This window comes from Streptomyces sp. P9-A2, from assembly GCF_036634175.1.
In the GTDB taxonomy this organism is placed as follows: Bacteria; Actinomycetota; Actinomycetes; order Streptomycetales; family Streptomycetaceae; genus Streptomyces; species Streptomyces pratens.
The window spans coordinates 7,452,866-7,479,861 of sequence record NZ_JAZIFX010000001.1 but is presented as its reverse complement, the minus strand read 5'-3'; the positions used below and the strand labels follow the sequence as shown (position 1 = coordinate 7,479,861).

Annotated in this window: 20 protein-coding genes and 4 pseudogenes; 12 read left to right on the top strand and 12 right to left on the bottom strand. The window is 71.2% G+C overall.

The window, feature by feature from the left end:
• The first annotated feature begins 124 nt into the window (after positions 1 to 124).
• The 4 genes from V4Y04_RS33770 to V4Y04_RS33755 all read left to right on the top strand — a co-directional run bounded on the left by V4Y04_RS33770 (position 125) and on the right by V4Y04_RS33755 (position 6,143).
• Positions 125 to 2,344: an NADP-dependent isocitrate dehydrogenase gene (locus tag V4Y04_RS33770; RefSeq protein WP_332432122.1), complete on the top strand. Its 2,220-nt coding sequence runs from the start codon at positions 125 to 127 to the stop codon at positions 2,342 to 2,344.
• 396 nt (positions 2,345 to 2,740) lie between these two features.
• On the top strand, positions 2,741 to 4,102 hold the full coding sequence (locus tag V4Y04_RS33765) for a bifunctional o-acetylhomoserine/o-acetylserine sulfhydrylase (protein ID WP_332432121.1): 1,362 nt from the start codon (positions 2,741 to 2,743) through the stop codon (positions 4,100 to 4,102).
• Positions 4,099 to 5,250, top strand: a complete 1,152-nt coding sequence (metX, locus tag V4Y04_RS33760) for a homoserine O-acetyltransferase MetX (RefSeq protein WP_332433097.1) — start codon at positions 4,099 to 4,101, stop codon at positions 5,248 to 5,250. The genes V4Y04_RS33765 and metX overlap by 4 nt, the downstream gene beginning before the upstream one ends.
• Positions 5,251 to 5,345: 95 nt before the next feature.
• On the top strand, positions 5,346 to 6,143 hold the full coding sequence (locus V4Y04_RS33755; protein ID WP_332432120.1) for an N-formylglutamate amidohydrolase: 798 nt from the start codon (positions 5,346 to 5,348) through the stop codon (positions 6,141 to 6,143).
• Between the two features lie 25 nt (positions 6,144 to 6,168).
• Here the strand turns inward: V4Y04_RS33755 and V4Y04_RS33750 are convergent, their stop codons facing one another.
• From V4Y04_RS33750 to V4Y04_RS33740, 3 genes and pseudogenes are all read right to left on the bottom strand, one after another.
• Positions 6,169 to 6,636: a hypothetical protein gene (locus V4Y04_RS33750; protein ID WP_332433096.1), complete on the bottom strand. Its 468-nt coding sequence runs from the start codon at positions 6,634 to 6,636 to the stop codon at positions 6,169 to 6,171.
• A gap of 265 nt (positions 6,637 to 6,901) precedes the next feature.
• Positions 6,902 to 7,540 (bottom strand): RNA polymerase sigma factor, encoded by a 639-nt coding sequence (locus V4Y04_RS33745; protein WP_332432119.1) that lies wholly within the window; start codon positions 7,538 to 7,540, stop codon positions 6,902 to 6,904.
• Positions 7,537 to 8,965: pseudogene (locus tag V4Y04_RS33740) on the bottom strand (S8/S53 family peptidase). The gene V4Y04_RS33745 and the pseudogene V4Y04_RS33740 overlap by 4 nt, the downstream one beginning before the upstream one ends.
• A 297-nt stretch (positions 8,966 to 9,262) precedes the next feature.
• Between V4Y04_RS33740 and V4Y04_RS33735 the strand changes: the two are divergent.
• Positions 9,263 to 11,854: a CHAT domain-containing protein gene (locus tag V4Y04_RS33735; protein ID WP_332433095.1), complete on the top strand. Its 2,592-nt coding sequence runs from the start codon at positions 9,263 to 9,265 to the stop codon at positions 11,852 to 11,854.
• 36 nt (positions 11,855 to 11,890) lie between these two features.
• Here the strand turns inward: V4Y04_RS33735 and V4Y04_RS33730 are convergent, their stop codons facing one another.
• Complete coding sequence (locus tag V4Y04_RS33730; protein WP_332432118.1) at positions 11,891 to 13,759, bottom strand: LuxR family transcriptional regulator AbsR2; 1,869 nt, start codon at positions 13,757 to 13,759, stop codon at positions 11,891 to 11,893.
• Positions 13,760 to 13,930: 171 nt separating this feature from the next.
• Here V4Y04_RS33730 and absR1 point away from each other — a divergent pair, with 171 nt between their 5' ends.
• Positions 13,931 to 15,016, top strand: coding sequence for a beta-glucuronidase AbsR1 (gene absR1, locus V4Y04_RS33725; protein ID WP_332432117.1), 1,086 nt, complete (start codon positions 13,931 to 13,933; stop codon positions 15,014 to 15,016).
• Between the two features lie 395 nt (positions 15,017 to 15,411).
• On the top strand, positions 15,412 to 15,618 hold the full coding sequence (locus V4Y04_RS33720; protein WP_332432116.1) for a superinfection immunity protein: 207 nt from the start codon (positions 15,412 to 15,414) through the stop codon (positions 15,616 to 15,618).
• 471 nt (positions 15,619 to 16,089) lie between these two features.
• Here the strand turns inward: V4Y04_RS33720 and V4Y04_RS33715 are convergent, their stop codons facing one another.
• Positions 16,090 to 16,413: an ATP-binding protein gene (locus V4Y04_RS33715; RefSeq protein WP_332432115.1), complete on the bottom strand. Its 324-nt coding sequence runs from the start codon at positions 16,411 to 16,413 to the stop codon at positions 16,090 to 16,092.
• Between the two features lie 223 nt (positions 16,414 to 16,636).
• Positions 16,637 to 17,851 carry a helix-turn-helix transcriptional regulator gene (locus V4Y04_RS33710; RefSeq protein ID WP_332432114.1) on the bottom strand — a complete coding sequence of 405 codons (1,215 nt, stop codon included), beginning with the start codon at positions 17,849 to 17,851 and terminating at the stop codon, positions 16,637 to 16,639.
• A gap of 243 nt (positions 17,852 to 18,094) precedes the next feature.
• On the opposite strand from V4Y04_RS33710, the pseudogene V4Y04_RS33705 reads away from it, so the two are divergent.
• Positions 18,095 to 18,442, top strand: a pseudogene (locus V4Y04_RS33705) (transposase); the annotation flags it as partial.
• A 17-nt stretch (positions 18,443 to 18,459) separates the two neighbouring features.
• On the opposite strand, the gene V4Y04_RS33700 reads toward V4Y04_RS33705, so the two are convergent.
• Complete coding sequence (locus V4Y04_RS33700) at positions 18,460 to 19,662, bottom strand: IS110 family transposase (protein ID WP_332432113.1); 1,203 nt, start codon at positions 19,660 to 19,662, stop codon at positions 18,460 to 18,462.
• Between the two features lie 215 nt (positions 19,663 to 19,877).
• Between V4Y04_RS33700 and V4Y04_RS33695 the strand changes: the two genes are divergently transcribed.
• A complete protein-coding gene (locus tag V4Y04_RS33695; protein WP_443080122.1) occupies positions 19,878 to 20,369 on the top strand; it encodes an IS5 family transposase in 492 nt (163 codons plus the stop codon).
• 308 nt (positions 20,370 to 20,677) lie between these two features.
• Here V4Y04_RS33695 and V4Y04_RS33690 read toward each other — a convergent pair whose 3' ends face one another.
• Genes V4Y04_RS33690 through V4Y04_RS33670 form a run of 5 tightly spaced genes read right to left on the bottom strand, consistent with a single transcriptional unit; the run spans position 20,678 to position 24,849 of the window.
• Positions 20,678 to 21,250 (bottom strand): hypothetical protein, encoded by a 573-nt coding sequence (locus V4Y04_RS33690; protein ID WP_332432112.1) that lies wholly within the window; start codon positions 21,248 to 21,250, stop codon positions 20,678 to 20,680.
• Complete coding sequence (locus V4Y04_RS33685; protein WP_332432111.1) at positions 21,247 to 22,638, bottom strand: hypothetical protein; 1,392 nt, start codon at positions 22,636 to 22,638, stop codon at positions 21,247 to 21,249. The genes V4Y04_RS33690 and V4Y04_RS33685 overlap by 4 nt, the downstream gene beginning before the upstream one ends.
• Positions 22,635 to 23,441: an ABC transporter ATP-binding protein gene (locus V4Y04_RS33680; RefSeq protein ID WP_055593274.1), complete on the bottom strand. Its 807-nt coding sequence runs from the start codon at positions 23,439 to 23,441 to the stop codon at positions 22,635 to 22,637. The genes V4Y04_RS33685 and V4Y04_RS33680 overlap by 4 nt, the downstream gene beginning before the upstream one ends.
• 35 nt (positions 23,442 to 23,476) lie before the next feature.
• On the bottom strand, positions 23,477 to 24,304 hold the full coding sequence (locus V4Y04_RS33675; RefSeq protein WP_055593275.1) for a hypothetical protein: 828 nt from the start codon (positions 24,302 to 24,304) through the stop codon (positions 23,477 to 23,479).
• Positions 24,301 to 24,849: an RNA polymerase sigma factor gene (locus V4Y04_RS33670; protein WP_206188808.1), complete on the bottom strand. Its 549-nt coding sequence runs from the start codon at positions 24,847 to 24,849 to the stop codon at positions 24,301 to 24,303. Before V4Y04_RS33670 ends, V4Y04_RS33675 begins: the two co-directional genes overlap by 4 nt.
• 527 nt (positions 24,850 to 25,376) lie before the next feature.
• On the opposite strand from V4Y04_RS33670, the pseudogene V4Y04_RS33665 reads away from it, so the two are divergent.
• From V4Y04_RS33665 to V4Y04_RS33655, 3 genes and pseudogenes are all read left to right on the top strand, one after another.
• Positions 25,377 to 25,832, top strand: a pseudogene (locus V4Y04_RS33665) (IS5 family transposase); the annotation flags it as partial.
• Positions 25,827 to 26,216 (top strand): annotated as a pseudogene (locus V4Y04_RS33660) (sensor histidine kinase); the annotation flags it as partial. The pseudogenes V4Y04_RS33665 and V4Y04_RS33660, both read left to right, overlap by 6 nt.
• A complete protein-coding gene (locus V4Y04_RS33655; protein ID WP_332432110.1) occupies positions 26,213 to 26,872 on the top strand; it encodes a response regulator transcription factor in 660 nt (219 codons plus the stop codon). The pseudogene V4Y04_RS33660 and the gene V4Y04_RS33655, both read left to right, overlap by 4 nt.
• Positions 26,873 to 26,996 lie beyond the last annotated feature (124 nt).

Below are 26,996 nucleotides of genomic sequence, written 5' to 3'. Positions count from 1 at the left end.
GGGGGCCCGAACCCATGGGGCCCGACACGATCGGCCCCATGCGGTCCGGACCCCTGTCGAGCTCAGGACGCGTACGGGATATCTTGATGTCGAGCAATGTTGCAGACGTGGAGCGGAGCACCCGGTGACTGACTCGACCATCATCTATACGCACACTGACGAGGCCCCCGCACTGGCGACGTATTCGTTCCTGCCGGTGGTCCGGGCGTACGCCGCACAGGCGGGTGTCCCCGTGGAGACGCGTGACATCTCGCTGGCCGGACGCATCATCGCCGTGTTCCCGGAGTACCTCACCGAGGACCAGCGCATCCCGGACGCCCTCGCCGAGCTCGGCGCGCTGGCGAAGACCCCCGCGGCCAACATCATCAAGCTGCCGAACGTCTCGGCGTCGATCCCGCAGCTCAAGGCCGCGGTCGCCGAGCTCCAGGGCCAGGGCTACGCGCTGCCGGACTACCCGGACGACCCGAAGACCGACGAGGAGCGCGAGATCCGCGCCCGCTACGACAAGATCAAGGGTTCCGCCGTGAACCCGGTCCTGCGTGAGGGCAACTCCGACCGCCGCGCCCCCGCCTCGGTCAAGAACTACGCCAAGAACCACCCGCACCGCATGGGTGCCTGGAGCGGCGAGTCCAAGACCGACGTGGCGACGATGGGCGAGAACGACTTCCGCTCCACCGAGAAGTCCGCGGTGATCGCCGAGGACGGTGCGCTGCGCATCGAGCTGGTCGGCGACGACGGCACCACCACGGTGCTGCGCGAGTCCGTACCCGTCCTGAAGGACGAGGTCGTCGACGCCTCCGTGATGCGGGTCGCCGCGCTGCGCGAGTTCCTGACCGCGCAGGTCGCCCGCGCCAAGCAGGAGGGTGTGCTGTTCTCCGTGCACCTGAAGGCCACGATGATGAAGGTCTCCGACCCGATCGTCTTCGGCCACGTGGTGCGCGTCTTCTTCCCGAAGACGTTCGCGCAGTACGGCGAGAAGCTCGCCGCGGCCGGCCTCAGCCCGAACGACGGTCTGGGCGGCATCTACAAGGGCCTCGAGGGCCTGCCCGAGGGCGCCGAGATCAAGGCGTCCTTCGACGCCGAGCTCGCCGAGGGTCCGGCGCTGGCGATGGTCGACTCCGACAGGGGTATCACCAACCTGCACGTCCCCTCGGACGTCATCGTGGACGCCTCCATGCCGGCCATGATCCGCACCTCCGGCCACATGTGGGGCCCCGACGGCCAGGAGGCCGACACCCTGGCCGTCCTGCCGGACTCCAGCTACTCCGGCGTCTACCAGGCCGTGGTCGAGGACTGCCGCGCCAACGGCGCCTTCGACCCGTCCACGATGGGCTCGGTCCCCAACGTCGGCCTGATGGCGCAGAAGGCCGAGGAGTACGGCAGCCACGACAAGACCTTCGAGATCCCGGTCACCGGCACCGTCCGCCTGGTCGACCAGGCCGGCGATGTCGTGCTGGAGCAGGCCGTCTCCGCCGGCGACATCTTCCGCGCCTGCCAGACCAAGGACGCGCCGATCCGCGACTGGGTCAAGCTGGCCGTCACCCGCGCCCGCGCCAGCGGCTCCCCGGCCGTGTTCTGGCTGGACGAGACCCGCGCCCACGACGCCAACCTGATCGCCAAGGTCGAGCAGTACCTGGCCGGGCACGACACCGAGGGCCTGGACATCCGTGTCCTGAACCCGGTCGAGGCCACCAAGCTGTCGGTGGAGCGCATCCGCCGCGGTGAGGACACCATCTCGGTCACCGGCAACGTGCTGCGCGACTACCTCACCGACCTGTTCCCGATCCTGGAGCTGGGCACCAGCGCCAAGATGCTGTCGGTCGTCCCGCTGATGGCGGGCGGCGGCCTGTTCGAGACGGGTGCGGGCGGTTCCGCGCCCAAGCACGTGCAGCAGCTGGTCAAGGAGAACTACCTGCGCTGGGACTCCCTGGGCGAGTTCTTCGCCCTGGTGCCGTCCCTGGAGCAGTTCGCCGAGACCACGGGCAACACCCGCGCCAAGGTCCTCGCCGACGCGCTCGACCGTGCCACGGCGACCTTCCTCAACGAGGACAAGTCCCCGAGCCGTCGCCTCGGCGGCATCGACAACCGCGGCAGCCACTTCTTCCTGTCCCTGTACTGGGCGCAGGAGCTGGCCGGGCAGAGCGAGGACGCCGACCTGGCGAAGGCCTTCGCCCCGCTCGCCGAGACGCTCGCCGCGAACGAGCAGAAGATCGTCGACGAGCTGATCACCGTACAGGGCCGGCCGGCCGAGATCGGCGGCTACTACCAGCCCGACCCGGCCAAGGCGGCCGCGGTCATGCGTCCGTCCGCCACGTGGAACGAGGCGCTGGCGTCCCTGAGCTGACGCGAGCAGGCAACGGATCCACTGGCTCCGCCCCGGTCGGCATGACGCCCGGCCGGGGCGGAGCCGTGTTCGGCTCCGCCCCGGCCGGCGGGTCGTGCCCCGGTCACATCACGTTCGTGAATACCGCGTGAACAGACTGACCACTTACTGAGACGTCATCTCATTTTCCGCTCCCCTCGTCGTAGCATCGAACCGGTGACGCGCTGCCACCGCGACCGCGCACGTGTCACCACCACGGCGTGCCGCGCGAGAGGCCGACACCTACGTCGGCGCGTGGTCCTCCCCGACGCCCTGATCCCCAGGGGCATCCGGCACGCCCCCGCACCCCACAGGTACGTCCGCGGATCCGCACGCCCACCCGTCATCCGCGCCCGCACTGCGCACGAGGAGCACACCGTGAGCCAGCCCACCGAACCCGTCCCCGCCGGTCACACTCCCGAGGAGACGTCCACCGGTCCCGACATGTCGGCCTGGTCGTTCGAGACGAAGCAGATCCACGCCGGCGCCGAGCCCGATCCCACGACCGGGTCCCGGGCCACGCCGATCTACCAGACGTCCTCGTTCGTGTTCCGGGACACCCAGCACGCGGCGGACCTCTTCTCGCTGGCGGAGCCGGGGAACATCTACACCCGCATCCACAACCCCACCCAGGACGTCTTCGAGCAGCGCGTCGCCGCCCTGGAGGGTGGTGTGGCGGCGGTGGCGCTGTCCTCGGGGCAGGCCGCGCAGACGCTGGCCCTCCTGACACTCGCCGGGACCGGCGACCACATCGTCTCGGCCTCCTCGCTGTACGGCGGAACGTACAACCTCTTCCGGCACACCCTGCCGAAGTTCGGCATCGAGGTGTCCTTCGTCGACGATCCCGACGACGCCGATGCCTGGCGGGCGGCCGTCCGGCCGAACACCAAGGCGTTCTTCGCCGAGACGCTGGGCAATCCGCGGGGCAACGTGCTCGACGTGCGGGCGGTCGCGGACGCGGCACACGGGGCGGGCGTGCCGCTGGTCGTGGACAACACGATCCCCACGCCCTATCTGCTGCGCCCGTTCGAGCACGGCGCGGACATCGTGGTGCACTCGGCGACGAAGTTCCTCGGCGGGCACGGCACCACGCTCGGCGGCGTGGTCGTGGACGGCGGCACCTTCGACTTCGGCGCGCACGCCGAGCGGTTCCCGGACTTCACCGAGCCCGACCCCAGCTACCACGGCCTGCGCTACTGGCCGGCGCTCGGCCCCGGTGCGTTCGCGGTCAAGCTGCGCGTCCAGTTGCTGCGCGACCTCGGACCGGCCATCGCCCCGCACTCCGCCTTCCTGCTGCTGCAGGGCGTGGAGACGCTGAGCCTGCGCATGGAGCGGCAGTCCGCCAATGCGCAGGCGCTGGCGGAGTGGCTGGAGCAGCGCGACGAGGTGGCGGTGGTGCACTACCCGGGCCTGCCGTCCAGCCGCTGGCACGAGGCAGCGCGGACGTACCTCCCCCGCGGTGCCGGCGCGGTGTTCTCCTTCGAACTGAAGGGCGGTGTCGAAGCGGGCAAGCGGTTCGTGGACGGTGTGGAGCTGTTCAGCCACCTCGCCAACATCGGTGATGTGCGCAGCCTGATCATCCACCCGGCGTCCACCACCCACAGCCAGCTGGACGAGGAGCAGCTCGAGGCGACCGGCACCGCGCCGGGTCTGGTGCGGCTCTCGGTCGGCATCGAGAGCCTCGCCGACCTCACGGCCGACCTGGAGTCCGGTTTCCGCGCGGCCAAGGGTGCCCCCTGAGCGCCTTCGCAGCCTCCGGAACATCGGTTCCCCTCCCGTCGGCCACCGGGGCCTGGCAGGAGGGGGACCCGCCCGGACGGCGTCAACGGCATGCCCTCGGTACGCCGCTGCCACTGGAGGCGGGCGGTGAACTCCCCGGTGTGGAATTGGCGTTCGAGACCTGGGGGCGGCTTGCGCCGGACGGGTCCAATGCCGTCCTGGTGCTGCACGCGCTCACCGGTGACAGCCATGCGGCCGGACCGGCCGGCCCCGGTCATCCCACGGCGGGCTGGTGGGACGGGCTGATCGGGCCCGGTCTGGCCCTCGACACCGACCGCTGGTTCGTCGTCGCCCCGAACGTGCTGGGCGGCTGCCAGGGCAGCACGGGACCGGCTTCACCACGCCCCGGCGGGCGGCGCCGGTGGGGCGGTGCCTTCCCCTACCTGACCCAGCGGGACCAGGTCGCCGCCGAGGCCCGGCTGGCGGACGCGCTCGGCGTCGGGACGTGGGCGCTGGTCGTCGGCGGTTCGATGGGCGGGATGCGTGCCGTGGAGTGGGCGGTGACGCATCCGGAACGCACGGGGGCGCTACTGCTGCTCGCCACCGCGGCGGCCGCGAGTGGCGAGCAGATCGCCTGGTCCACCCTCCAGCTGCACGCCATTCGCAGCGATCCGCACTGGTGCGGCGGCGACTACCACGACACCGGCCGGGGCCCGCACGCCGGACTGGCGATCGCCCGCCGCATCGCCCACGTCACCTACCGGAGCGAGCCGGAACTGTCGGCCCGGTTCGGCCGGGAGCCACAGGGCACGGAGGATCCGTGGCGCGGCGGCCGGTACCAGGTCGAGTCGTACCTCGACCACCACGCGGTCAAGCTTGTCCGGAGGTTCGACGCGGGCAGCTACGTGGTGTTGACGGAGGCGATGAACGGCCACGACGTGGGACGCGGCAGGGGTGGCGTCCCTGCGGCCCTGCGCCGGGTGACCGCGCCCGCGCTGGTGGCCGGGGTCGACTCGGACCGTCTCTATCCGCTGTCCCAGCAGGCCGAGCTGGCCGCGCACCTTCCCGGCGCCGACCGGCTCAGAGTGGTGGAGTCGCCCTACGGACACGACGGTTTCCTCCTCGAGACGGAACAGGTCGGCGCGCTGATCCGCGAGTTGCTGGGGTAGCCGGCACGGCGGCTCCCGGTCTCGACGCGTTGTCAGTGGTGTGTGGCACCTTGATCATGCCGTGCACCACTGACGAACCCTCCTGGAGCAGCCCGATGGCCGACACCCCGCAGTCCTACGATCTCCTCCCCGGAGCCGGGGACTCCCCCGTGATCCTCCATGTACCGCACTCCTCGCGGGAGATAACGGCCGAGGTGCGGTCCGGGATCGTGCTGGGCGACGCGGAGCTGGAGCGGGAGCTGGACCACATCACCGACGCGCACACCGCCGCGATCGCCGAGGCCGCCGCCGAGGCCGCCGGGATCACTCCGTGGCGGTTCGTGAACGGGCTGTCCCGGCTGGTGATCGACCCCGAGCGGTTCCCGGACGAGCGGGAGGAGATGCTGGCGTCCGGGATGGGCGCGGTCTACACCCGGACCACGCACAAGGAGGCGCTGCGGCCCGACGGGTTCGACCACGGGCCGCTGATCGAGCGGTACTTCCGTCCCTACGCACAGGCCATGACCGAGGCGGTGGCGGACCGTCTGGCGGCCACCGGGCGGGCTGTGATCATCGACGTCCACTCCTACCCCACCGCGCCCCTGCCCTACGAACTGCACGGCGTGGGCCCGCGCCCGCCGGTCTGCCTGGGCACCGACGCCTTCCACACGCCGTCCGGTCTGCTCGACGCGGCCCGCGAGGCGTTCGCACCCTGTGGGGAGACGGGACTCGACAGTCCGTTCGCCGGGACGTACGTGCCGCTGGAGTTCTACGAGAAAAGGGCGGAGGTGACGGCACTGATGGTGGAGATCCGCAGGGACATGTACATGGTTGAGCCGGGCGGTCCCGCGGGGCCGGGCCTGCGGAACCTGGCCTCGGCTCTCCGGACCCTGGTGGACGCGGTGTCGCGCTGACCGGGCGCCGTTCCCCTCATCCGGGTCAGGTGCGCAGCCACTCCGTCTCCACCACGTCCCCTGCGGTCCGCAGGCGCAGGGCGAACGGGCCGGAGGGCGGGGTGGCGCCGGTGAAACGGCCCATGTCGTCGGTGGTGAGAGAGGAGCCCGGCCGAGGTCCGCCCAGCACCTCGATCCGGGCCGGCTGGGGCGGCATCAGCTGCCCCATGAGGCCGTGCGCGCTCACCTCGACGTCCACGGTCACCTCACCCGCGCTGAAGGTGAGCATGCGCGGCGGGTGCTCGGCGCCTCTGACCGGGATGGCGTCGACCAGCGAGTCGAAGGTCAGCTCGGCCACCTTGGCGTCCAGGTCGTGCAGGGCGTAGGCGTCCACGGCGATCTGCAGCAGCGCCGGGGGCAGCGGGTCCAGGACGGCGGCGGCCTGCCGGAGTTCCTCCTCCAACAGGTCGGCGTCGGCGTCCGAGCCGCGCGGACCGTCCACGGTCTCACTCATGTCGTTCACCTGATCTCCTTCAAGGGCGCCCCGGTCTTCGGGCCGGAGCGGGGGCACCTCGTGATCGGGTGAAGTGCCCGCCGTGCGTTGCGAGAACCGAGCGCGCACACCGTGCCGATCGAGAACCAGGACGGCACACCCGAGCTTTGCTCGACGAACCGGGCAGGTTCCGTCCCGGCCGGTGTCGAGGGAGTAGGACCTCGTAGGTCGCTGACCTGTGGGGCTTCCTGAGCCAGGAAGCCCCCTGCTTCAACCGGGGGAGGGTTCAAATCGCCCCCCGTGCCTCGAGCCGGGCCCGCAGCCGGCGCAGACAGCGCTGGCGCAGGGGCCCGATACTGCCCACCGCGATACCGAGCGCGGCGGACACCTCCTGATAGCTCGGCGGCGGCGAGGCGATCAGCACACGCAGCAACTGCCTGCACCGGTCGCCGAGTTCCTCGAACTCCTGCCACATCCGCCGTACCCGTTCGCTCTGGGCGGCGGCTTCCTCCGCCTCCAGCAGCGACTGCTCCGGTGTGCCGTCCTCGCTGACCCGGTCCAGGAGCTGCGGGTCGTCCGTCAGGGTCAGCCGGCGCGCGTTCCTGAGCACCTTCAGGCACTCGTGCCGCGCCGTACTGGCGAGCCAGGCGCCCGTCTTCTCCGGTTCACGGATCCGCCCCAGATTCTGGGCGAAGCGGAACCACACCGTCTGGTAGACCTCGTGCGCGTCCGCGTCGGAGAGCCGGTGGGCACGCACCACGGACCACACCAGGGGGCCCAGCCCCTCCACGATCGACTTCCAGGCCGCCGCGTCGCCGTCGGCGGCGGACCGGACCACCACGCCGACATCAGTACGGTCCACGCTCCCACCCCTCGTGTACGGCACGTCATCGTACGCCGTGGAGGAGATGGTTCCGGACCTCATGTCCGGGCGGAGGGGAGCGCGACCGGCGTGGGACTCCAGGTCGCCGGAATGAGCGCCGGCACGTTCGCCCCGCGCACCTCGGCGACCTCGCTGTTCGCGTCCATCAGCTGCTGTCGGGCCGCGCGGGTCGGTCTCGGCCCGCGCGGTCATGTGGGCAGCGACCATACCGACGGCGACGGGCGTGGCGAACGAGGTACCGCTCCACTGGGCGAGGCCCTCGAACATCACCTGGTCCGGCTTGCCGGAGCCGCCCTCCTCGCTCAGGACGCCGGCGTGCCGGGGGTGCCGGCAGGTACAGGCGTAGCCGAAGCCGTAGCGGCAGGCGTCGTAGGTGGAGTGCTGGTACACGTACGGCACGGGGGTGTCGAAGCCGGTGAGCGCGCTGGTGAGGCGCTCGCCGGGAGCGTAGGCCTTCACCCAGGCGCCGTGGTTGCTGAAGCAGGCGCCGAACTCGCCGTCGCCGCGCAGGGCGCCGACCGACAGGACGGCGTTCTCGAAGCCGGGGAGGTCGGCGTAGGCGGCGGGCCAGAACGGGGTGGCGCTGGAGTTGTTGCCGGCGCATGCGACCAGCAGGGTGCGCTGCTGCCGGAGTTCCCGCATGAAGGCGTCGACGCCGAGCAGTCCGTCGGTGCGGCCGTTGGAGGTGCCGGCGGAGAGGCTGAGGATGTCGGGCCAGCCGTCCTGGTCGACGGCCTCGAACAGCTTCTCGCCGAACTCGGACTCCAGGATGGCGCCGGCGTCGTTCAGGGTGCCGCGGACGGTGATGTCGGTGTTGGGGGCGACGGCCGCGACGAGCCCCGCGATGAACGTGCCGTGGCCGCAGTACTGCCTCAGGATGCCGTCGTCCCCGCACTCCTCGACCTGGGCGTCGCCCCGGGTGTGGGCGAGGAGCGGGTAGGAGCGGTAGTCGTTCATGAGGCCGGTGTCGATGACGAGTACCCCGACGGCGCCGGCCGGGGTGTGGGCGCCGTCGGCTGCGGCCGGGTTGGGCTGCGCGCCGGCCTCCACGGGTACGGGCTCGTCGCCGGGGCAGGCGTTGACCGCGATCGACACCACGTGGTTGCGGCTGACCAGCCGACGGCCGGTGCGGCCCTCCGGCTCCCGCAGGGCGCGCAGGGCGCCCGCGACGGCCGGGTCGCCGCTGCCGTCACCCTGCCCGGGGTCGGCGACCCGGATGCGTGTGATGCCCGAGCGGTTGGTCTCCGGGCTCGTCCGGCGCACATGGTCGGCGGTCAGGCCCGCGAACGTGGTGAAGTGCCGGCGCACGGTGTCCTCGACGAGGCGCGCCTCCTCGCCGTCGCGGGCGAGCACGACGCCCTTCTCGTAGAGGAACTCTCCCGCGTCGTCCGGGCCGACCGCCAGGGGGATGTCGGGCATGGAGCGCTGGATCTGGTCGTACTGCTCACGGAATCGCTGTGGTGCCATGGCGTGTCCTCCACCGGGGCGATGGCGGCCGGGGCCGCGGAAGCTGTCGTAGAGCGGTGCTGTCGTCGTAGAGCGGTGCTGTCGTGGAACGGAGCTGCCATGGAACGAGGCTGCCGGAGAACGGTGCGGATGTCGGGTGGTGCCGGTGTCCGGCCGGGCTGCCGGAGAACGGCGCGTCGTGAATCAGAGTCGTGGGGCGGCTGTTTGATACAACATCGCACCTGTGAGGCACGGTTGCGGAGCACTACCATCCATGAGGTGACAGCGGGAAGCGAACCGGTGCTGGAACTGCTGCCGATGGTCTTCGCCGACCCGGGCGAAGCCCTGGCGAGGGCGGAAAAGGTGCTGGGCGACCGCCCCTCGCCGCTGCACGCGTCCGTCGCCCACCAGGTGATCGGCATCTGGCAGCGGGACTTCGGCGACCTGCGGCTGGCCCTGACCCATCTGCGGCGGGCCCGGGACTGGGCGGCGCGCGCGGACTCGGCCGAGCGGGAGGCGGACGTCCTGGGCACCCTCGGGGTGGCGCTGGTGCACGCGGGGCGCACCCGGCAGGGCCTGGACGCCCTGGGCCGTGGAGTCGCGCGCGGCAGCGGGCACACCCGCGCGCGTGTGCTGTTCCGGCGTGCCTATTCGTGGTGGGTGCTGGGACACCACAAGGAGGCGCTGGAGGACGTACGGCGGGCCATCACCGTGCTGCGGCAGGCGGACGACGTGATCTGGACGGCGCGCGCCCTGACCCTGCGCGCGACGGTGCATCTGGCACTGGGTGCGGTGAGGCAGGCGAACGCCGACTTCACCGCGGCGGAGGCGCTGTGGGACACCACGGGTCAGGAGCACGACAAGGCGGACTCGGTGGAGAGCCGGGGTCTCGCCGCGTTCCGTTCCGGTGACGTCCCGGCGGCGCTCAGGCTGTTCGACGAGGCGGAGGAGCGCTACGCCAAGCTCGGCACGCCGACGTTCATGCTCGACATCCGGCGCTGCGAGGTGCTGATGGCGGCGGGACTGCCGTCCGAGGCGCTGGCGGGGGCGGACGCGGCGGTCAGGGCGCTCGACGGGATCGGCGGCCAGTCCACCCGTAAGGCGGAGCTGTTGCTGGCCGCCGCGCGGGCCGCCCGGCTGGCGGACGACCCGCAGACGGCGATCGCCCGCGCGGCGCTCGCCGTACGGCTGTTCACGGGGCAACGGCGCACCTGGTGGGAGACGCACGCGCGACTGGTGCTGATCGAGGCACGGCACGCGGCCGGGCGCGGTTCGGGGCGGCTGGTCGCGGAGGCGGCGACGGTGGCCGACCGGCTGGCCTCCCTGGGCGCGCCGGCGGCGCCGGAGGCGTCCCTGCTCGCGGGCCGGATCGCGCTGGACCTCGGCTGGACGGCGGACGCCGAGCGGCATCTCGCGGTCGCCGCCCGCAGCAGACGCAGCGGGCCTCCGCTCGCACGGGTGACGGGCTGGGCCGCGCAGGCGTTGCGGGCGCAGGCGGCCGGGTCCGCGCGAGGTGTGCTGGAGGCCTGCCGTCGGGGGCTCGACGTGCTCGACGACCACCGGATGACGCTGGGCGCGTCGGAGCTTCGGGCGCGTGCCACCGCGCAGGGCGCGGAGCTGGCCGCCCTGGCCCAGCGGGCGAGCCTGGTCTCGGGCGGGCCGCGGCGGCTGCTGGTGTGGAGCGAACGCTGGCGGGCCACCGCGCTGTCCACGCCGCCCACCCGGCCGCCCACCGACCCGGTGCTGCTCAGCGGCATGACCGCCTACCGGGAGATCGCCGCCCGCGCGGAGGAGGCCCGGATGGACGGCAGGGCCGTGCCGGCACTGGAGCGGGAACAGCGGCGTCTGGAACGGGAGATACGCTCCCGCACCCTGCACGTGCGCGGTACGGCGGCCGACGTCCGGGGCCGCTTCGACGTCGGGGGCCGGTTCGACGTGGGCAGGCTGCTGCGGCGGCTGAGCGACAGCGGTGACGGCCGGCTGGTGGAACTCGCCGTGCTCGACGGGCGGGTGCAGGTACTGCTGTGCGGGCAGGGGCGGGTACGGCGGTTCGAGGCGGGCCTGCTGGCCGCGGCGGAGACCGAGGCCGAGCATGTGCAGGCCGGGCTGCGGCGCCTCGCCCATCCGGGGGCTCAGGCGCGGCTGCCGGTGGTGGAGGCGGCGGGCCGGCGTCTGGAGGAGCTGCTGCTGGGGCCGGCGGCGGCGCATCTGGGCACCGGCCCGCTGGTGGTCGTTCCGCCGGGGCGGCTGCACCGGGTGCCGTGGGCGCTGCTGCCGTCGCTGCGGGACCGGGTGTTCAGCGTGTCGCCGTCGGCGAGCGGGTGGCTGCGTGCGCGGGAGACCGCGCCGCCGCCCGGTGGCCGCCAGGTGCTGGTGCGCGGTCCCGGGCTCGCGACGGGCGGCGCGGAGGTGCCGGAGCTCGCCGGCCGGTACGGCGGGGCGAGGGTCCTGGAGGAGGACGACGCGAGGGTGGAGCGGGTACTGGAGGAACTGGACGGGGCCGAACTGGCGCACATCGCCGCGCACGGCGAGTTCCGCGCGGACGGTCCGCTGTTCTCCTCGCTGCGGATGGCCGACGGGCCGCTGATCGTGCACGACTTCGAGCGGCTCGACCGCAGCCCGTACCGGATCATCCTGTCCTGCTGCGACACCGCGCGGTTCGCCAGTGTGGGGGCCGACGAACTCCTGGGTCTGGTCACGGCGTTGCTGCCGCTCGGCACAGCGGGGGTGGTGGCGTGCAGCGCGCCCGTCAACGACGCCGCGGTGGTGCCGCTGATGCTCGCGCTGCACAAAGGGCTCGACGCGGGGCTGTCCCTGGCCCAGGCCCTGCGCGACGCGCGGGCCTCACTGCCGGACGACGCGGTGCACCGGGCCACCGGGTGGGCGTTCTCGGCGTTCGGCGCGGCTTGAGCCGAACGGTCGGCCCCCGGCCCGGAGTACGAGGGGTCAGGCGGGCTGCGTCTCCCGGAAGTCGGTCGGCCGGAGTTCGGTCGACCTGAAGTGGGTCGGCCGGAGTTCGGTCAGTCGGGGCAGGGCGGTGCGGTCGCTCGCGCCGAGGCGGGTGTAGGCGCTGTACAGGTGGTTGCCGACGGTACGGATCGACAGGGTGAGGCGTTCGGCGATCTGCCGGTTGCTGAGGCCGGTGGCGGCGAGGGTGACGATCTGCCGTTGCCGTGCGGTGAGTTCGCCCAGGACCGGACCGGCGAGTGCCGGGGTGCGGGCGCCCTGGCAGCGGCGGGCGAGGGCGACGGCACGCGTGCGCGCGGTACGGGCGGCGCCCGGGTCGCGGTGGACGGCGGCGGCCTGGGCGTACGCCTCGGCCGCGAACAACAGGAAGCCGCGCCGCTCCAGTTCGCCGGCCGCGCGGTCCAGGGCGGGACCGTCGGCGTGCGTGAGGGCGTCGGCATGGGCGGCGAAGACACCGGTGAGCCGCCCGGCGGCCTGCTCGGGAGTGCCCAGGCGGACGGCGTCATAGGGGTCGTGCGGGGCGTGGGCGGGGTGCCGGACGCTCGCGAGGGCGAGCGACTGGGCCTCGGCGAGGGCGAGTTCGGCTCCGGCTTCGACGGCCGCCCCGGCTTCGGCTTCTACTCCGGCTTCTGCTCCGGTACCGGAGGGGCCGGAGGCCGTCGTGCGCAGTCCCTCGCGGGCCCATGCGGCGGCCTCCCGCACCTCGCCCCGCAGCCGCGCGTACCGGGCCCGCAGCGCCGCGTACCCGGCGGGCACCGGGAGACCCTCTGCCACCAGCCAGTCCCCCACGGGCGCCGGGACGGTCCGGACGTCGGCCTGTCCGATCAGTGCGGTGAGGGCGGTGGCCTCGGCGTCCAGGGCGGGTCCGTACTCCTCGGGCGCGCGGGCCAGCCGACGCGCCCGCAGTCCGCCGGCCGCGGCCCGCAGGACGGGGCCGTGCAGGGGGTGGGCGAGACGGACGGCGCCCTGCTCGTCGACGTGGACCAGGCCGTCGTCCTCCAGGCGTTCGAGAGCGGCGAGGTCGAGGGGGCCGGGGCCCGCCGGGCGGCCCTCCGCTCCCCTCGGGTCGTCCACGTTCACCGGCAGGGGTTCGGCGAAGGCCAGGCGGTCCAGCGTCTCGCGTTCGCCGGGGTCCGTGCGGGTGAGCAGGTGGGCGGTGTGCTCGCGGACGGCCGGCGTGAGCGGCACCGGGCCCCGCCAGGCCCACTCGTCCGTACCCGGTACACGGGTGAGGTCCCTGTCTACCCGTAGTAACCCCAGGAGTTCGCGCAGCAGCCGCAGATCGCCGGCGGCGAGGCGGTGCAGCCGGTTGACGGTGAGGGGCTCCGGGGTCCGGCCCGCGCCCACCGTGACCAACTGTGCGGTCTCCTCACGGGGCAGCGGTCCCAGGGGCAGGCGGGGCAGCAGCTCACCGGTCCACAGCCGGGACACCGCGGCGGGTACGGGAGCTCCGTCGGTGACGACGATCAGGAGCCGGGTGTCCGACCGTACGGCGAGTTGATGGACCAGGGCGGCGGAGGAGTCGTCGAGCAGGTGGGCGTCATCGACCAGCAGGGTCCTTACTCCGGACAGGAGTCGGACCGCTCGGTGCAGGGTGACCGATTCGGGCAGCAGAGGGGCGAAGGCGGCGAACGGCATCCGGTGGGACTGCGGGATTCCGGCGACTTGGGCGCAGTCGGTGCCGCGGACGGCCTCGGTGACGAGCCGGGTCTTGCCCCGGCCCGGCGGTCCGGTCACCACGAGGCCACGCCGGGCTCCGGCCAACGACCGGCGGATCAGATGCAGTTCGTCCTCCCTGCCGGTGAAGGGCCAGAGCGGCAAGGGCTCCGGCGCCACCACGTCCCTCATGGACGGCGTCTCCTCCCTCTCGTGGGGCCGGAACGGCGGGTACGGCGTGGTCGTGTTCCCCGGCGAAGTCGTCACATCAACAGGAGCGGGGATACTCACGCCTGATACAGGGCGAGTTGAGTAGACCCCGACTCAGGCGCCGGGGGCCGTCCGTGGGGCACCCTCTCACCCATGGCCCCTCGCTACTGCTCGCTGACGCGGCAGCCGGCCCCCGTCTTCGCGCCGGGGCTCGCCGCCGAGCGGCTCGGCGCGCTGACCGCCGGGCGGCGGATGTGGGTCAACGGCACCGTGCTGCACTACTGCTTCTTCCGCGGCGACACCGACGGGTCGGTCATTCCCGTGCCGGGAACCGGCCGGACCCGGTGGGTGTCGTGGGGCGGCTCCAAGACGCAGCAGGACGTGGTGCGCGAGTGCTTCGCCGAGTGGCAGGGCCTCGGGATCGGGCTCGTCTTCACCGAGGTCCGTGACCGCTCGGAGGCGGAGGTGCGCATCGGCTTCCAGTCCGGCGGCGGCTCCTGGTCGGCCGTGGGCAAGGAGGCGCTCCTGGCGGGTCTGCACGAGCGCACCATGAACTTCGGCTGGGACCTGACCGAGCCCGGGGAGCGTGGGACGGCCCTGCACCAGATCGGCCACGCCCTGGGCATGCTGCACGAGCACCAGAGCCCCTGCGCGGGTCTCCACTGGGACGACGAGGCCGTGTACGCCGAACTGGCGGGCCCGCCCAACCACTGGAGCCGGGAACGGACGCACCACAACATCCTGCGCAAGCTGGACGCGAACGAGGCCAACGGCCCCGTCTGGGACACCGATTCGATCATGGGGTACGCCTTCGCGCCGGGGCTGATACTGGAACCGGAGCAGTTCCGCGGGGGCGTCCATCCGCCCGGCACGCTGTCCGCGGCGGACAAGGAGTTCGCCCTCGGCTGGTATCCGCCGGCCGAACGGTCCGGCCCGCCCGCGCTGGTGCCGTTCCGCTCGGTGCCGCTCGGTCTGGGCCCCGGCGAACAGGCCGACTTCCACATCGACCCGGTGGAGACCCGCGACTACACGGTGGGCACCTTCGGCGACGGCGACCTGGTCGTCGTGCTGTTCGAGGAACGGGCCGGGGAGCCCCGCTACCTCGCCGGGCACGACGACGGAGGAACCCCGCACAACGCGACCCTCGCGGTCCGGCTCGTCAAGGGCCGCCGCTACTACGTCCGGATCCGCCTCTACTCCGCACGGGGTTCGGGCGAGACCGCGGTCATGTGCTGGTAACGGCACCGGTCCGCTGAACACTGACCCCACGACCACTGTCCGGCGCCGGGGGGAACGGTCGGGAGTCGGTCACCTTCGGGGGAGGGTGACCGGCTTCCGGCCCACGGCGCGTCCGGGACCGCGGCGGCCGTTCACCCCGGGGCCGGCGATCAGGCGGTACGGACCTGTGCGCGAAGGGTCTTCAGCGATCAGCGGGTCCCCGTACGGACGACAGGCCTCAAGCCCGGAAACCCAAAGGCCTTTTCGCGTCGGTGCACGATCCCCGTGAGCAGATTCCCTGTCGGCGGGCGGCAGTTGACACGCCGGAACCGTCGCCGGTCTTCGTCGACACCCATATGCCTCACCCCGTTAGAGTGCGCAGTGACACGATGAAGATCATGGGAGTGCGCTGAAACATGGACAATCTACTGATAGTGCTGGTCGGGGTGGCCCTCGGGGCCGTCTATTTACTGCCCTCGTACCTGGCATTCGCGCGTGGTGCGAAAGACCGGTGGTTGATCCTCCTCATCAACGTCGCCTTCGGGGCGTCGCTCATCGGCTGGGGTGTGGCCCTCTACATGGCCACCCGCACACCGAAGCGGGCCAAGCCGCTCACCCAGTAGGACGACGGGTTCTGTGCCCAGGGGGCACACCGCACTCCCACCCGCTGACGCCGCTCAAGAGTGCCTGCCCCAAGTATGGTCAGGGCCGGTTCGGAGACATCCGAACCGGCCCTGACCTGCGACTCTCACGAGTCGGGACAACATGATTTGAACCTGCGCCCCCCTGCCCCCAGTGAATGAAATACCGTCTGAGGGGGCCCGTGAGACGTGTGTAAGAACCCATGGAACGACGAAGCCTCGGCCGGTGAACGCCGTCGCGCCGGGGCTTCCCGCGTATCTGCAGCCGGTCCCGCATCTGCTCGCGCGGGGTCACCACGGCCAGCCGATCGGGGTGGTGCGAAGTCCACTGCCCCGGCCCGCATTCCGGGCGCAGCACCCAGACGGTGCCAGCGCGCACGTCCGTGACGACACCGCGCCGGCCGGCGTCCTCGTCGTGGATCAGGTCACCCACCCAGGGCTTCCGCTCGCCGCTCACGCATCCTCACCGCCCCGCAACTCTGCCCACACCCGTTTGCCCCGCGGCAGCAGTTCGGTGCCCCAGTGAACGGCCGGCTCATTCACGAGTACGAGACCACGCCCGCCATCGTCCTCGTCGTTCGGCTCCTTGGGCACAGGGAGCACCTTCGAGAAGTCCACGACACCGATGCACACCCGGGCCACCCCGGGCCGATCGACGGTAAGCCGGATGGATCCCATCCGAGCGTGCCGGACGGCGTTGGACACCAGCTCGGAGACGATCAGAGCGCCGTCGTCGGCCAGGTCGTCCAGACCCCAGACGGCAAGCGCGACGCGCACCAAGCGGCGCGGTGGCGGCGCTCTCCGGCTCGCACGGCAGGATCTCGCTGTACCCGGGGTAGCCGGTAGGACGCGCCCGCGTTGTAGGTTGCGGCATGTCGGTCTGCTCTCTCAGATCGGCCAAGCCCCGGGACCGTTCGCGCGGTCGCCGGGGCGCTTGTCCACTCATGTAAGCGACACGCCAAGGACGCTGACAGGGACGCAACGTCCCACTTTCAGCACGCTATTCGCTGACCCCCAGGAACTCCGCCAACGGCCGCAGCCCCGGCGGGTGGTTGGGGAGCGCCCACAGGTCACGCACAATGGCCACGGCCAACGTGTGGTGCTGCATCCATGTCGGCGCCACCCGGCGCAGGGACTCCAGAGTCTTCACGGCCCCGGCAGCATCCCCGATGTCCGTGTGGGCTCGTGCCACGTCCAGCAACAGCCACGTCCGCCAGGACGGCGGGGTGTCCTGGCTCAGCCGCATTCCCTTGGCCAACGCCAAGGCGTCCTGCGGGTGCCCGTACTGAACAGCGAGGCGGACGCGTTCAATGCGGACCGAAGAAGGGCTGAAAACACTGACCATGCGATGGTCGCCACCGTCGGGCAGCTTCGAGACTCGGGCGGCTTCCTTCTCCGCCGCCTCCATCATCGTCGCCGCACGCTCGTAGTCCCCGCTCCTCGCGGCCGACGTGGCGGCGCTCATGGTCAGCGCTCCCCACACCTTCAGGCCGTCGGCTGTCTCGCCACGGCCTGCATTCACCATGTCATCGGCGGTGCGGAGGGCAATGCTCAACGCGTCCTCCAGGCGACCTTGCCGCTGATAGGTCCACGCCGTGGAGTTGACGATCATCGGCAGAAGCAGCGGATCGGAGGACTCTCCCGCAGCGTCTATGGCTCGCTCCAGGCTCGTCAGAGCAAGGTCGGTCTTGCCCATCCGCACGGCAACGTGTCCGGCGAGCTGAAGCGCCTTGCCCAGGGCTGCGAAACCGGCCCCGCGGTCGTCGTCGTTGCCCGAAGCCGTGGCGGTGCGCGCATCGGAGAGCAAGTCCGGCAGCGCCTTCATCACCGTGTCGAACTCCGCGGCGTGGTACTGCGTCCAGCCGTCCGCGATCTGCTCACGGAGACGGTCCAGCGAGAAGTCAGGCCCGGGCGGCTCCGTCTCCGGTCCCCAGAGCACGGGCATGATGGCGCGGCGTACGGCCACAAAGCGTGGTCCGTCGTTCTCTCCTGTGGAGGAAACCGCAGGCGGGTCACCCAGGAGCGTGGTCAGTTCCACGCCGAGACCGTTGGCCAGTGCGTGCAATGTGGGCAGGCGCGCCGAGTGCTTCCGACGCTGTTCGAGCTGGCGGATCACATCGACGGACACGCCGGAGCGCTCGGCCAGCTCTTCTTGCGTCAAGGAGGCCAGACGGCGCAAGCGGCGCAGGGTCCGTCCCAGGTCTTCGTTTGCCACGCTGCCACGGTACGCCGCCACGACCGGGAGAGAGCGCCACCGAAGGCCGGTACAGCAGCCCTCTTGGTCCCCCGCCGCCGAACAGCTGCTCTCGCGCAGTTCTAGCCTCGGGCTTTCATCGCTCGGGGTCCGGTTGCCGGACTGAGAGAAGAAAAATGGTCCTGGCCTGGGAGGATACATCTTGTTGGCGGCTGTATCGGCTAAGACCATGTCCTACATGGTCAGTTGGCAGCTGTGTTGGACATGGGGAGTGGACGGTGGGGATGGATCGTTCCGGACGGCCTGTGGGAGATCGCAAGGCCGTTACTGCCGCCGGCACGGGTGCGTCCGCAAGGCGGCGGAGTCGCGAACATCGACGATGAGGCGGACTTCGCCGCGATCATCTACGTGCTGGTCAGCGGCTGCGCCTGGCGGGCGCTTCCGCCGTGCTTCGGGGCCTCGAAGTCGACGGTCCATCGCCGGTTTGTCATCTGGTCGCGGGCCGGCGTGTGGGGACGACTGCATCAGAAGATTCTCCAGCGTCTGGACGAACAAGGACTGGTCGACCTCTCCCGTGCGGTCCTCGACTCCGCCCACGTCAGGGCTAAAAAGTGCCTCTATGGCTTTCGTCAAGCTGCTGCGGTGACCGGGGGTTCGTAGAAGGTGCCGTCTCTGAGCATGGCGAAGAGCACGTCGATGCGTCGTCGGGCGAGGGCGATCAGGGCTGCGACGTGGTGCTTCCCTTCGCGGCGCTTCCTGTCGTAGTAGGTGCGTGACTCCGGTTGTGAGAGTGAGGCGAACGCGGCGAGGTAGAAGGCGCGTTTGAGCTGTTTGTTGCCTCGCCGGGCGGGGTGTTCACCGCGGATGGAGGAGCCGGAGGCGCGGGTGACCGGGGCCAGGCCGGCGTAGGCGGCCAGGTGCCCGGCCGTGGCGAAGGCGCTGCCGTCGCCGACGTCGATGAGGATGCGGGCGGCGGTCCTGACTCCGATGCCGGGCATGGAGGTCAGGACCGCGGAAAGAGGGTGAGCCTCCAGAAGTTCCTCGATCCTCGCGGCGAGGAGTCTGCGCTGGTCCAGCACGGAGCCGAGCGTGGAGACGAGACTGGGGATGATCAGGGCGGCAGCGTCGGTGCCCGGGACGATCACGCTCTGCTCGTCGAGTGCGGTGAAGATGTCCTCGACCAGGCGCTCGGCCATCCGCGGCGCCTTCGGCCGCAGCAGGGTGGCCAGCCTGCGTCGTCCTGCTTTCCGGAGTTGGGCCGGGGAGCCGAAGCGTTCGAGCAGGGTGAGCACGGCGGGGTGGTCCAGGCGAGGGCCAACGACCTTTTCCAGCGGTGGGTGGATCTGTGTCAGCAGGCCCCGCAGGCGGTTCTTGGTCCGTGTCGCCTCGGTGGCCAGGTCGTCGTCGAACCCGGTGAGCATCTCCAGCTCGGCCACGGTCGCGTCGGCCGGTTCAACGGCACGCAGTGTGTGTGGCATCGCTCGGGCGGCGTCCGCGATGACGTGTGCGTCGCGGGCATCGGTCTTGGCCTCACCCGGGTAGAGGTCGGCGATGCGCCGCATCGTCAGGCCCGGGAGGTAGGCGACGCGGCAGCCCGCGTCACGGGCCACGGCCAGAGGCAGCGCGCCTATGGAGGCGGGCTGGTCGACCACCACCAGAACAGTGCCGTGTTTGGCCTGGAGCCTGGCGAACACCTCACGAAGCTTCGGTTCGGTGTTGGGCAGCCGCTTGTCGAAGACCTTTTTGCCCGCTGGGGTCAGCGCCGTGGCGTGGTGTTCGCCCTTGCCGACGTCCAGACCCAGGTAGACGTCGATCTCGCCGTCAGCGGTCACGTGCTTGCTCCTGTGCTCGTACTCTTCCCGGCCCTCACCTGCGGCATCAGCGTGCCGGCATCCACGTTACGAAGAGACTGCCTCCCCCGTCCGGGATCGGTGCTCAGGCCTCTAATCAGCGGTCTGCCAATGCCTTCGATCCCGGTGACACCACTTTTTCGATCATCATCGACGAGGGGGCGAAGTCATGCCGGGGCCGAAGGCCGGGAGCCTCCTTGCGAGGCCACGAAGAAGGTAACGGGGGCGAACTTGCAGGTCCGAGCCCCGTGGACCGGGGCAAGCCGGGTTCCAAGATGCATGTCCTGTCCGACGCGAACGGACTGCCCCTACGCGTCGGAGTCTCCGCGGCTAACACCCACGACAGCCAGGCCCTGAAGCCGATGCTGTCCCATTTCCACATGGGACACGAATCCCACGCGACCGATTCCAAGCCCCAGCGCCTGCACGCGGACAAGGCCTACGACATCCCTCACCTGCGGCGATGGCTGCGCGGCAAGCGGATCGGCGTGCGGATCGCGCGTAAGGGAATCGAGTCCAGCGAACGACTGGGCCGCCGTAGGTGGGTGATCGAGCGGACGATGTCCTGGCTGTCCGGCTACCGCCGGCTCAACCACCGCTACGAGCGCGACCCCCGCAACTACCTGGCCTTTCTCGGCCTCGCCGCCGCGTTGTGCTGCTACAAGCGACTCGTCCGCCTCACCATGTAGGACACGGTCTTAGAAGTCACGAGGCATCATCAAGGGTTCACTTGCGTTCGCCCGTCCAGCCTTCCCCTCGCCTGTTGCACCCCGATGGCCGAGACGCTCTTGGGCTTGACCGCTCCGCTTCACACCCCGCCGTTACCAGCAACGCATGGGAGCGCGGGGACGGGCCCCGGACACTGGCCCGAAGTTCAGCCGATCGATACCTCCTTCACGTGGCTGGACTTACTTACGCGGAGCGACTTCGTGTCGCACACTGAGCGCTTCGGTTGGCGGGCTTCGCCAACTGAAGCGCCCAGCGCGGAGCGTGTCCGTTACCGTCTCGGTCCTGCTGCGGCGTACAGCACGGTGCCGGTCGCCAGCAGGACCCACGCGGTCGCGGCGGACGCCGTCGTAGCGGGGGAAATGATCATCCAGTTGCTCACCTCTCCCGCGATGCCGGGCGGAACCGGGACGAGGAGGGTGAACGCGAGCCAGCCGACCGGCAGGGTCCATGCGAACTGTGCCCCGCAGAGCACCGCCCCGAGCGCGGCCAGGCCGACCAAGCCCGCGCTGTCGCGGACGACGAGCGCGGCCGGGGCGAGTTTGGCTCCCGCCGCCTGGACCGCCAGCAGCGCCGCCCCGGCGACCGCGCCGGCCAGCAGCACGTGCGCCGCCCGCCGGGGCATCCACCGGATCGCGGCCGTCCGATCCAGCGCGGCGTCCTGCCCACCGAGCCCGACGGAAGCGGCCGCCACGTTCGCGGTCAGGATCAGGACCGCGGTCCCCAGGCTCATCGGGCCCGCGCCGTCCTGGTTGAAGGTCCACGCCGCCAGCGCGACGAGCGCGACCGCTGCGGCCGAGGTGGGCACCTGTCGTGAACGGGCGTACAGGATCAGCCACCTCATTGCGACGCCTTCCCCGCCAACACCTCGGTGTACTCCGTGCAGGAGAGGGCGGCGGCGTGTACCTCGGCCATCCGCGAGCGTTGCTCGGCCGGTGACAGCGCCATCAGCCGCTGCCAGACGATGTCGGCGTCCGCCTGTTCACGCTGCGAGTACGCGTAGGAGTCCGGCTTCTGCAGCGGTTTCAACTGGTGATCGCCCAGGGCCCAGCTCGCGGCGATGCTCTGTACGGGGATGTCGACCTGCCCCCCGCCCTCCCAAGGGGTGCGCGGTGCGCAGTTCGGTACCAGGCCCTCGGCGACCAGGAGGCGGGTCAGTTCCGCCCCCGTCGCATGGGCGATCAGCGGGTCGTCGAAGTCGACCAGCACCGCGTCGCCGGAGAGTTGGCGGTCGTCGCCGAGCGCGCGCAGCTGGGTGTCCTCCCGCACCGAGTTCGGTGCCTTGTCGCCCAAGGCGTCGTGCAGCACGCGCAGCGCGTCCTTGCCGCGCGACGCGAGTTCGGGCAGGTGTGAGCGGTTTGCCTGTGTCACGCACACCGGCCCGTCGCAGACCAGGGTGGCGGCGGCCTTGTCGATGACGTAGGTGTCGCGCGGAGTGGCCGGGAGGATCAGCAGGGCCAGGGCCGCGCCGGCCAGGACGGGGGCCACCGCGAGCAGTCGGCCTCGGAGGGTCGCGGCCGACAGCAGTGCGAAACCGGTGGCGAGCAGGCCGAGCAGCCAGAGCGTCTGGCCGAGGTGCACGGAACCGGACAGGGTCAGCAGCATCTCCCGCGGCTCCGCAGTCGCCGGGAACAGCAGAGCGAGCCGGTTCGGCGCGACGCTCGACGGCAGTGCCTCATCATGGCTCGGCCGCAGGGAGAGGGTCGTCAGCAAGAGGAACACTGTCAGGGCCGGCGGGGTGAGCGCAGAAGGCACGGCCCGCGCGAGGCCCATGCCGAACACGGCCCCCGCGACGAGGGACAGCGCCGCCACCAGAGAGATCGGCAGCCAGCCGAGACTCGTGTAGGCGGTGGCGCCGAGGGCCACCTGGACTCCGCCCACGAGGACCAGGAGGCCGAAGCCGGACGCCAGCACGAGTGCCGTTGCGCCGGCCGGCAGCGCCGCACGGCGCCAGGCCGGCAGCGACGTGGTCGTCAGCAGTTCGGTCATCCGTGAGCGGGAGTCGCGCAGCCCGTACACCGCCCCCAGGCCCACCACGAGCGGCCACCAGAAGCTCAGCAGGTACCGGGTCCACAGGGCCATGGAGGTCCACTGGGCCGTCCATCCCGCGTCACCCTGCCACCAGATCCCGTCGATCAGCAGGAGGACCGCCAGGCTGCCTGCCAGGACGACGGCGCCGGGCCACGGGGCGATGGAGCGCTTCAGCTCGATGCGCAGGACACGTGCGTTCACCAGGTGCCTCCCGGCTGCTCGGAGCCCTGGAGCAGCGCCGAGTAGCCGCGCTCCAGGGGGCTGCCGCCCGGGTGTTCGGGGCCGCCCGCCGCGGCCAGGTCGTCCGGCGTGCCTTGGAAGACGAGGCGGCCGTCGGCGAAGAGCACCACGTCGGAGCAGGCGGCCGCGACGTCCTCGACCAGATGGGTGGAGACGACCACACACGTGTCGCGGCCCAGTCCCTGCAACAGCTCGCGGAAGCGCAACCGCTGCGCCGGGTCCAGGCCGACTGTCGGCTCGTCCAACAGCAGCACCGCGGGATCGTTGACGATGGCCTGAGCGATGCCGGCCCGCCGCACCATGCCGCCGGACAGGGTCTTCATCCGATGGTCCGCGCGGTCCGCCAGGCCCACCCGTTCCACGGCCCGCTGGACGGCCGCGGGGACGGCTGCCTTCGGAACCTCCTTCAACCAGGCCATGTACTCGACGAACTCACGCACTGTGAAGCGCTTGTAGTAGCTGAAATCCTGCGGCAGGTAGCCGATCCGGCGGCGCAGGGCCCGGTAGTCAGCCATCGCGCCCACGCAGGTGCCGAGCATCTCCAGTTCGCCCTCGGTGGGGCGCAGCACGGTGGCCAGCGTCCGGATCAGGGTGGTCTTTCCCGCTCCGTTGGGTCCCAGGAGGCCGTGGGTGCCGATGCCCAGGCAGAGGTCGAGTCCGTCGACGGCCATCTTCTTGCGTCCGACGCGTACTCTCAGGCCGCTGGCCCGGATCTCCCAGGCGTAGGTTTTCGGCGCGGTGTCGGCCGCGTTTGTGGTGGGCATAGTGCGGTGGTCCCTTTCGAAGGTCGACGATGGTTTCACAGCGTTGAGTACGCGTTTCTGCGGGCGATCACGGCGCCGATGCCGAGCGCGAGGAGCAGCCCCCACACGGGCAGTTGGTCGGGCTGGAAAACAATTCGCAGGGCAAGGGGGGCGTGGCCGGTGACCCACGTGGGCGCCACGACGACGACGCCCCACGCGACCGCCAGCCCGGTGGCGGCGCGGGTCACGCCGACCAGGCTGCCCAGCGCCAGGGCGGTGGAGGTGAAGGCCAGGGAGGGCAGCAGCCACTGCGCGGCCGTCATGGTTCCGGTCAGCCAGCCCTCCACCAGGAGCCCGGGCAGGACCACCACGAGAACCGCCGTGGTGCGCCTGAGGAGCAGGGGCAGGCCGGCTCGGGCGGTCGAGGCCGTCAGTTCGTACGCCGGGTCCAGGCCGCGCGACCACGATGCGGCGACACCACACAGCGGCAGCACGGGTGCGATCGCCAGCACGGGAGAGATGTCGCCGAAGAACGTAGGCGGCGCGAGCGAGTCCAGCAGCAGCGCCATCAGGGTAACCACGACGGTCATGGCCAGCCACGGGGCCATGGCCGGCGTCAGCCAGGCCGACAGCCACCTCGGGCGGTGTCGCCGCGAGGGTGTCCTGACGGCCGCGTCCAGCTGCGGTTCCAGACCGGCCCGGACGGTGTCGAGGAGCGTGGCGATGCCGGGCACCTCGGTGGCCACGGAGGCCGCCAGACGACTCCGGCACATCGCGCACGTCTCCAGATGGGCCTCCAACGCCCACACCGCGTCCACGGCCATCTCCGTATCACCACGTGCGTAGTCGTCGAGCAGCCGCATCGACGCGTGTTCCCCGCTCATGCCAGCGCCTCCCGCATCGCGATCCGGGCCCGGCGGGCGCGGGTCTTGACCGTGCCTTCGGGCAGTCTGAGCAGGACGGCGGTCTCCCGCACGGAGAACCCGTCCAGCACCATGGCCTGCAGGACCTCTCGAAGTTCCGGCGCCAGTCGCCGAAGAGCGTCACCGACGTCCCCGTCGACGGTCCCGGCCAGTGCCTCGTCCTCCGCCGCGGGCACCACCGCCCGCTCGGCGGCGGCGACCGGCGGCTCGGCATGGTGGGCACGGCGCCGGAACGCGTCGACGAGGCGGCGCGCCGCGATCGTCCACAACCATCCGACGGCCGTCCCGCCGACCGCGCTCCCGGCGAACGCGCCGGCCGCGCGCCACACCGCCAGATAGGTCTCCTGCATGACCTCGGCGACGATCTGCTCGTCCGCGCAGCGGCGGCGCAACCGCACAGCCAGCCACGGCGACGTGCGCCGGTACAACTCGTCGAACGCCCCGCGGTCACCTCTGGCCACCAGCCGGACGAGGCGCTCCTCGTCCAGCTCGTCCAGTGCTCTCACACGTGATCTCACACCAGCCAGACGCCCGATGGTGCGCACAGGTTCTACGTCTGACGTGGTTTGCGTCACAGTGCCACGCGTGGAGGATTCCGATCCCCGTGAACCCCGGTCGCCGGTTGCGATCCGGCTCGTGATGAACCCTGGCGCCTCGTGGTGCTGCACCCTTCTCGGTGCAGCCCTGACCAAGTACGCCGACTGACTCGCAGTCGCAATCGATGCCGAAGGTCCAGCCCGCCAACTGAAGCACTCACTGTGCGACACGAAGTCGCTCCGCGTAAGTAAGTCCAGCCACGTGAAGGAGGTATCGATCGGCTGAACTTCGGGCCAGTGTCCGGGGCCCGTCCCCGCGCTCCCATGCGTTGCTGGTAACGGCGGGGTGTGAAGCGGAGCGGTCAAGCCCAAGAGCGTCTCGGCCATCGGGGTGCAACAGGCGAGGGGAAGGCTGGACGGGCGAACGCAAGTGAACCCTTGATGATGCCTCGTGACTTCTAAGAAGCCATCTCAATTGGCTCGGTAGGCTGTCGACCATGGCAGGGATCGTTGAGCGGCTGGTGCCGGATGAGCTGTGGGAGCTGTTCCAGCGGGTGGTGCCGGAGGCGCCCTCGCGGCCGCAAGGTGGTGGTCGGCGCCGGCACGGCGACCGTGAGGTGCTGGCCGCGATCGTGTTCGTGGCGACCTCCGGGTGCACGTGGCAGCAGCTGCCCGCCGCGTCGTTCGGGCCGTCCGGGGCCACGGCCCACCGCCGGTTTGCCGAGTGGACCAAGGCCCGGGTGTGGGCCAAGCTGCACCGCCTGGTCCTGGACGAACTCGGCTCCCGGGGCGAGCTGGACCGGTCCCGTTGCGCGATCGACTCGGTGAACATGCGGGCCCTGAAAAGGGGGATCTGACGGGCCCGAATCCTGTCGACCGGGGCAAGTACGGGTCAAAGATCCACCTGATCACCGAGCGGACCGGTCTGCCCATCTCCGTCGGAATCTCCGGCCGCCGGCCGGCTCCTCACCCTCGTCGAACAGACACGGCGGGCCGGTCAGCCCGTGGAGTTCACCGAAGAGGGCACACCGGCCGAGTCGACCGGCAGCGCCGACCTCGTGGCCTACCGGGTGGTGCAGGAGTCCCTGACGAACGCCCTCAAGTACGCCCACGGCAGCCGCACTTCCGTCCGGGTGCGCCACGGCTCAGGAGAGATCACCGTGGAGGTCGGCACGGACGGCTCCGGCTCGAAGACCCCCGGACTCTCCGGGAGCGGGCGCGGCCTGGCCGGTCTCCGTGAACGGGTCGACGTCCTCGGCGGCGACTTCAGCGCGGAGCAACAGAAGGACGGCGGCTTCGTCGTCCGCGCCCACATACCCGCCGGGAGCCCGTCGTGACCGCGCCCATCCGCGTCCTGATCTGCGACGACCAGGTACTGATCCGCACCGGACTGGCGACGATCATCGACGCCCAGCCCGATCTCGAGGTCGCGGCCGAGTGCGGGGACGGGCAGACCGCCGTCGACCTCGTCGGACAACTCCGCCCGGACGTCGTGGTGATGGACATCCGCATGCCGGTGCTCGACGGCATATCGGCCACCCGCCTCCTGGCCGGCGCCGGCGTACCGCACCCCGTCAAGGTGCTCGTGGTGACGACGTTCAACCTCGACGCATACGTCTACGAGGCGCTCCGCGCCGGCGCGAGCGGCTTCCTCCTCAAGGACGCGCCACCGGCCCAGCTGCTGCACGGGATCCGGACCGTGGCGGCGGGCGCCGCACTGCTGGACCCCGAGGTGACACGCCCGCTCGTCGGCCGGTACGCCGTCCGGATCCGCCCCACCGAGGACAACGGGCCCGACGTCCCGCTGACCCCCCGCGAACTGGAGGTCCTGCGCCTCATCGCGGACGGCCTCTCCAACAACGAGATCGCCGCGGCCCTCGTGATCAGCCGGGAGACGGTCAAGACCTTCGTCTCCCGCATCCTCACGAAGCTCGGCCTCCGCGACCGCGTCCAGGCAGTCGTCTACGCCTACCGTCAGGGCCTGGTGTCCTGAGTGCGTTGTGGCAAACCGGATCTTGTTCGAGCGGCAGCGGGTGATCATCTGGACGGAGGTTCGGGTGCGGTCGCGGGCATGAGAGAACGGGCCCCTTGGTAGTGACGCGGTTACGACACCAGCA

What these genes read in the sequence shown, in the direction of transcription:
- V4Y04_RS33750 (WP_332433096.1), bottom strand. Translation starts at nt 6,636, where the DNA reads ATGAGTGAGACCGTGGACGGTCCGCGCGGCTCGGACGCCGACGCCGAC.
- V4Y04_RS33680 (WP_055593274.1), bottom strand. Translation starts at nt 23,441, where the DNA reads ATGCCCACCACAAACGCGGCCGACACCGCGCCGAAAACCTACGCCTGG.
- V4Y04_RS33745 (WP_332432119.1), bottom strand. Translation starts at nt 7,540, where the DNA reads ATGAGGTCCGGAACCATCTCCTCCACGGCGTACGATGACGTGCCGTAC.
- absR1 (WP_332432117.1), top strand. Translation starts at nt 13,931, where the DNA reads ATGGCCCCTCGCTACTGCTCGCTGACGCGGCAGCCGGCCCCCGTCTTC.
- V4Y04_RS33675 (WP_055593275.1), bottom strand. Translation starts at nt 24,304, where the DNA reads ATGAGCGGGGAACACGCGTCGATGCGGCTGCTCGACGACTACGCACGT.
- V4Y04_RS33755 (WP_332432120.1), top strand. Translation starts at nt 5,346, where the DNA reads ATGGCCGACACCCCGCAGTCCTACGATCTCCTCCCCGGAGCCGGGGAC.
- V4Y04_RS33690 (WP_332432112.1), bottom strand. Translation starts at nt 21,250, where the DNA reads ATGAGGTGGCTGATCCTGTACGCCCGTTCACGACAGGTGCCCACCTCG.
- V4Y04_RS33720 (WP_332432116.1), top strand. Translation starts at nt 15,412, where the DNA reads ATGGACAATCTACTGATAGTGCTGGTCGGGGTGGCCCTCGGGGCCGTC.
- V4Y04_RS33730 (WP_332432118.1), bottom strand. Translation starts at nt 13,759, where the DNA reads ATGAGGGACGTGGTGGCGCCGGAGCCCTTGCCGCTCTGGCCCTTCACC.
- V4Y04_RS33735 (WP_332433095.1), top strand. Translation starts at nt 9,263, where the DNA reads ATGGTCTTCGCCGACCCGGGCGAAGCCCTGGCGAGGGCGGAAAAGGTG.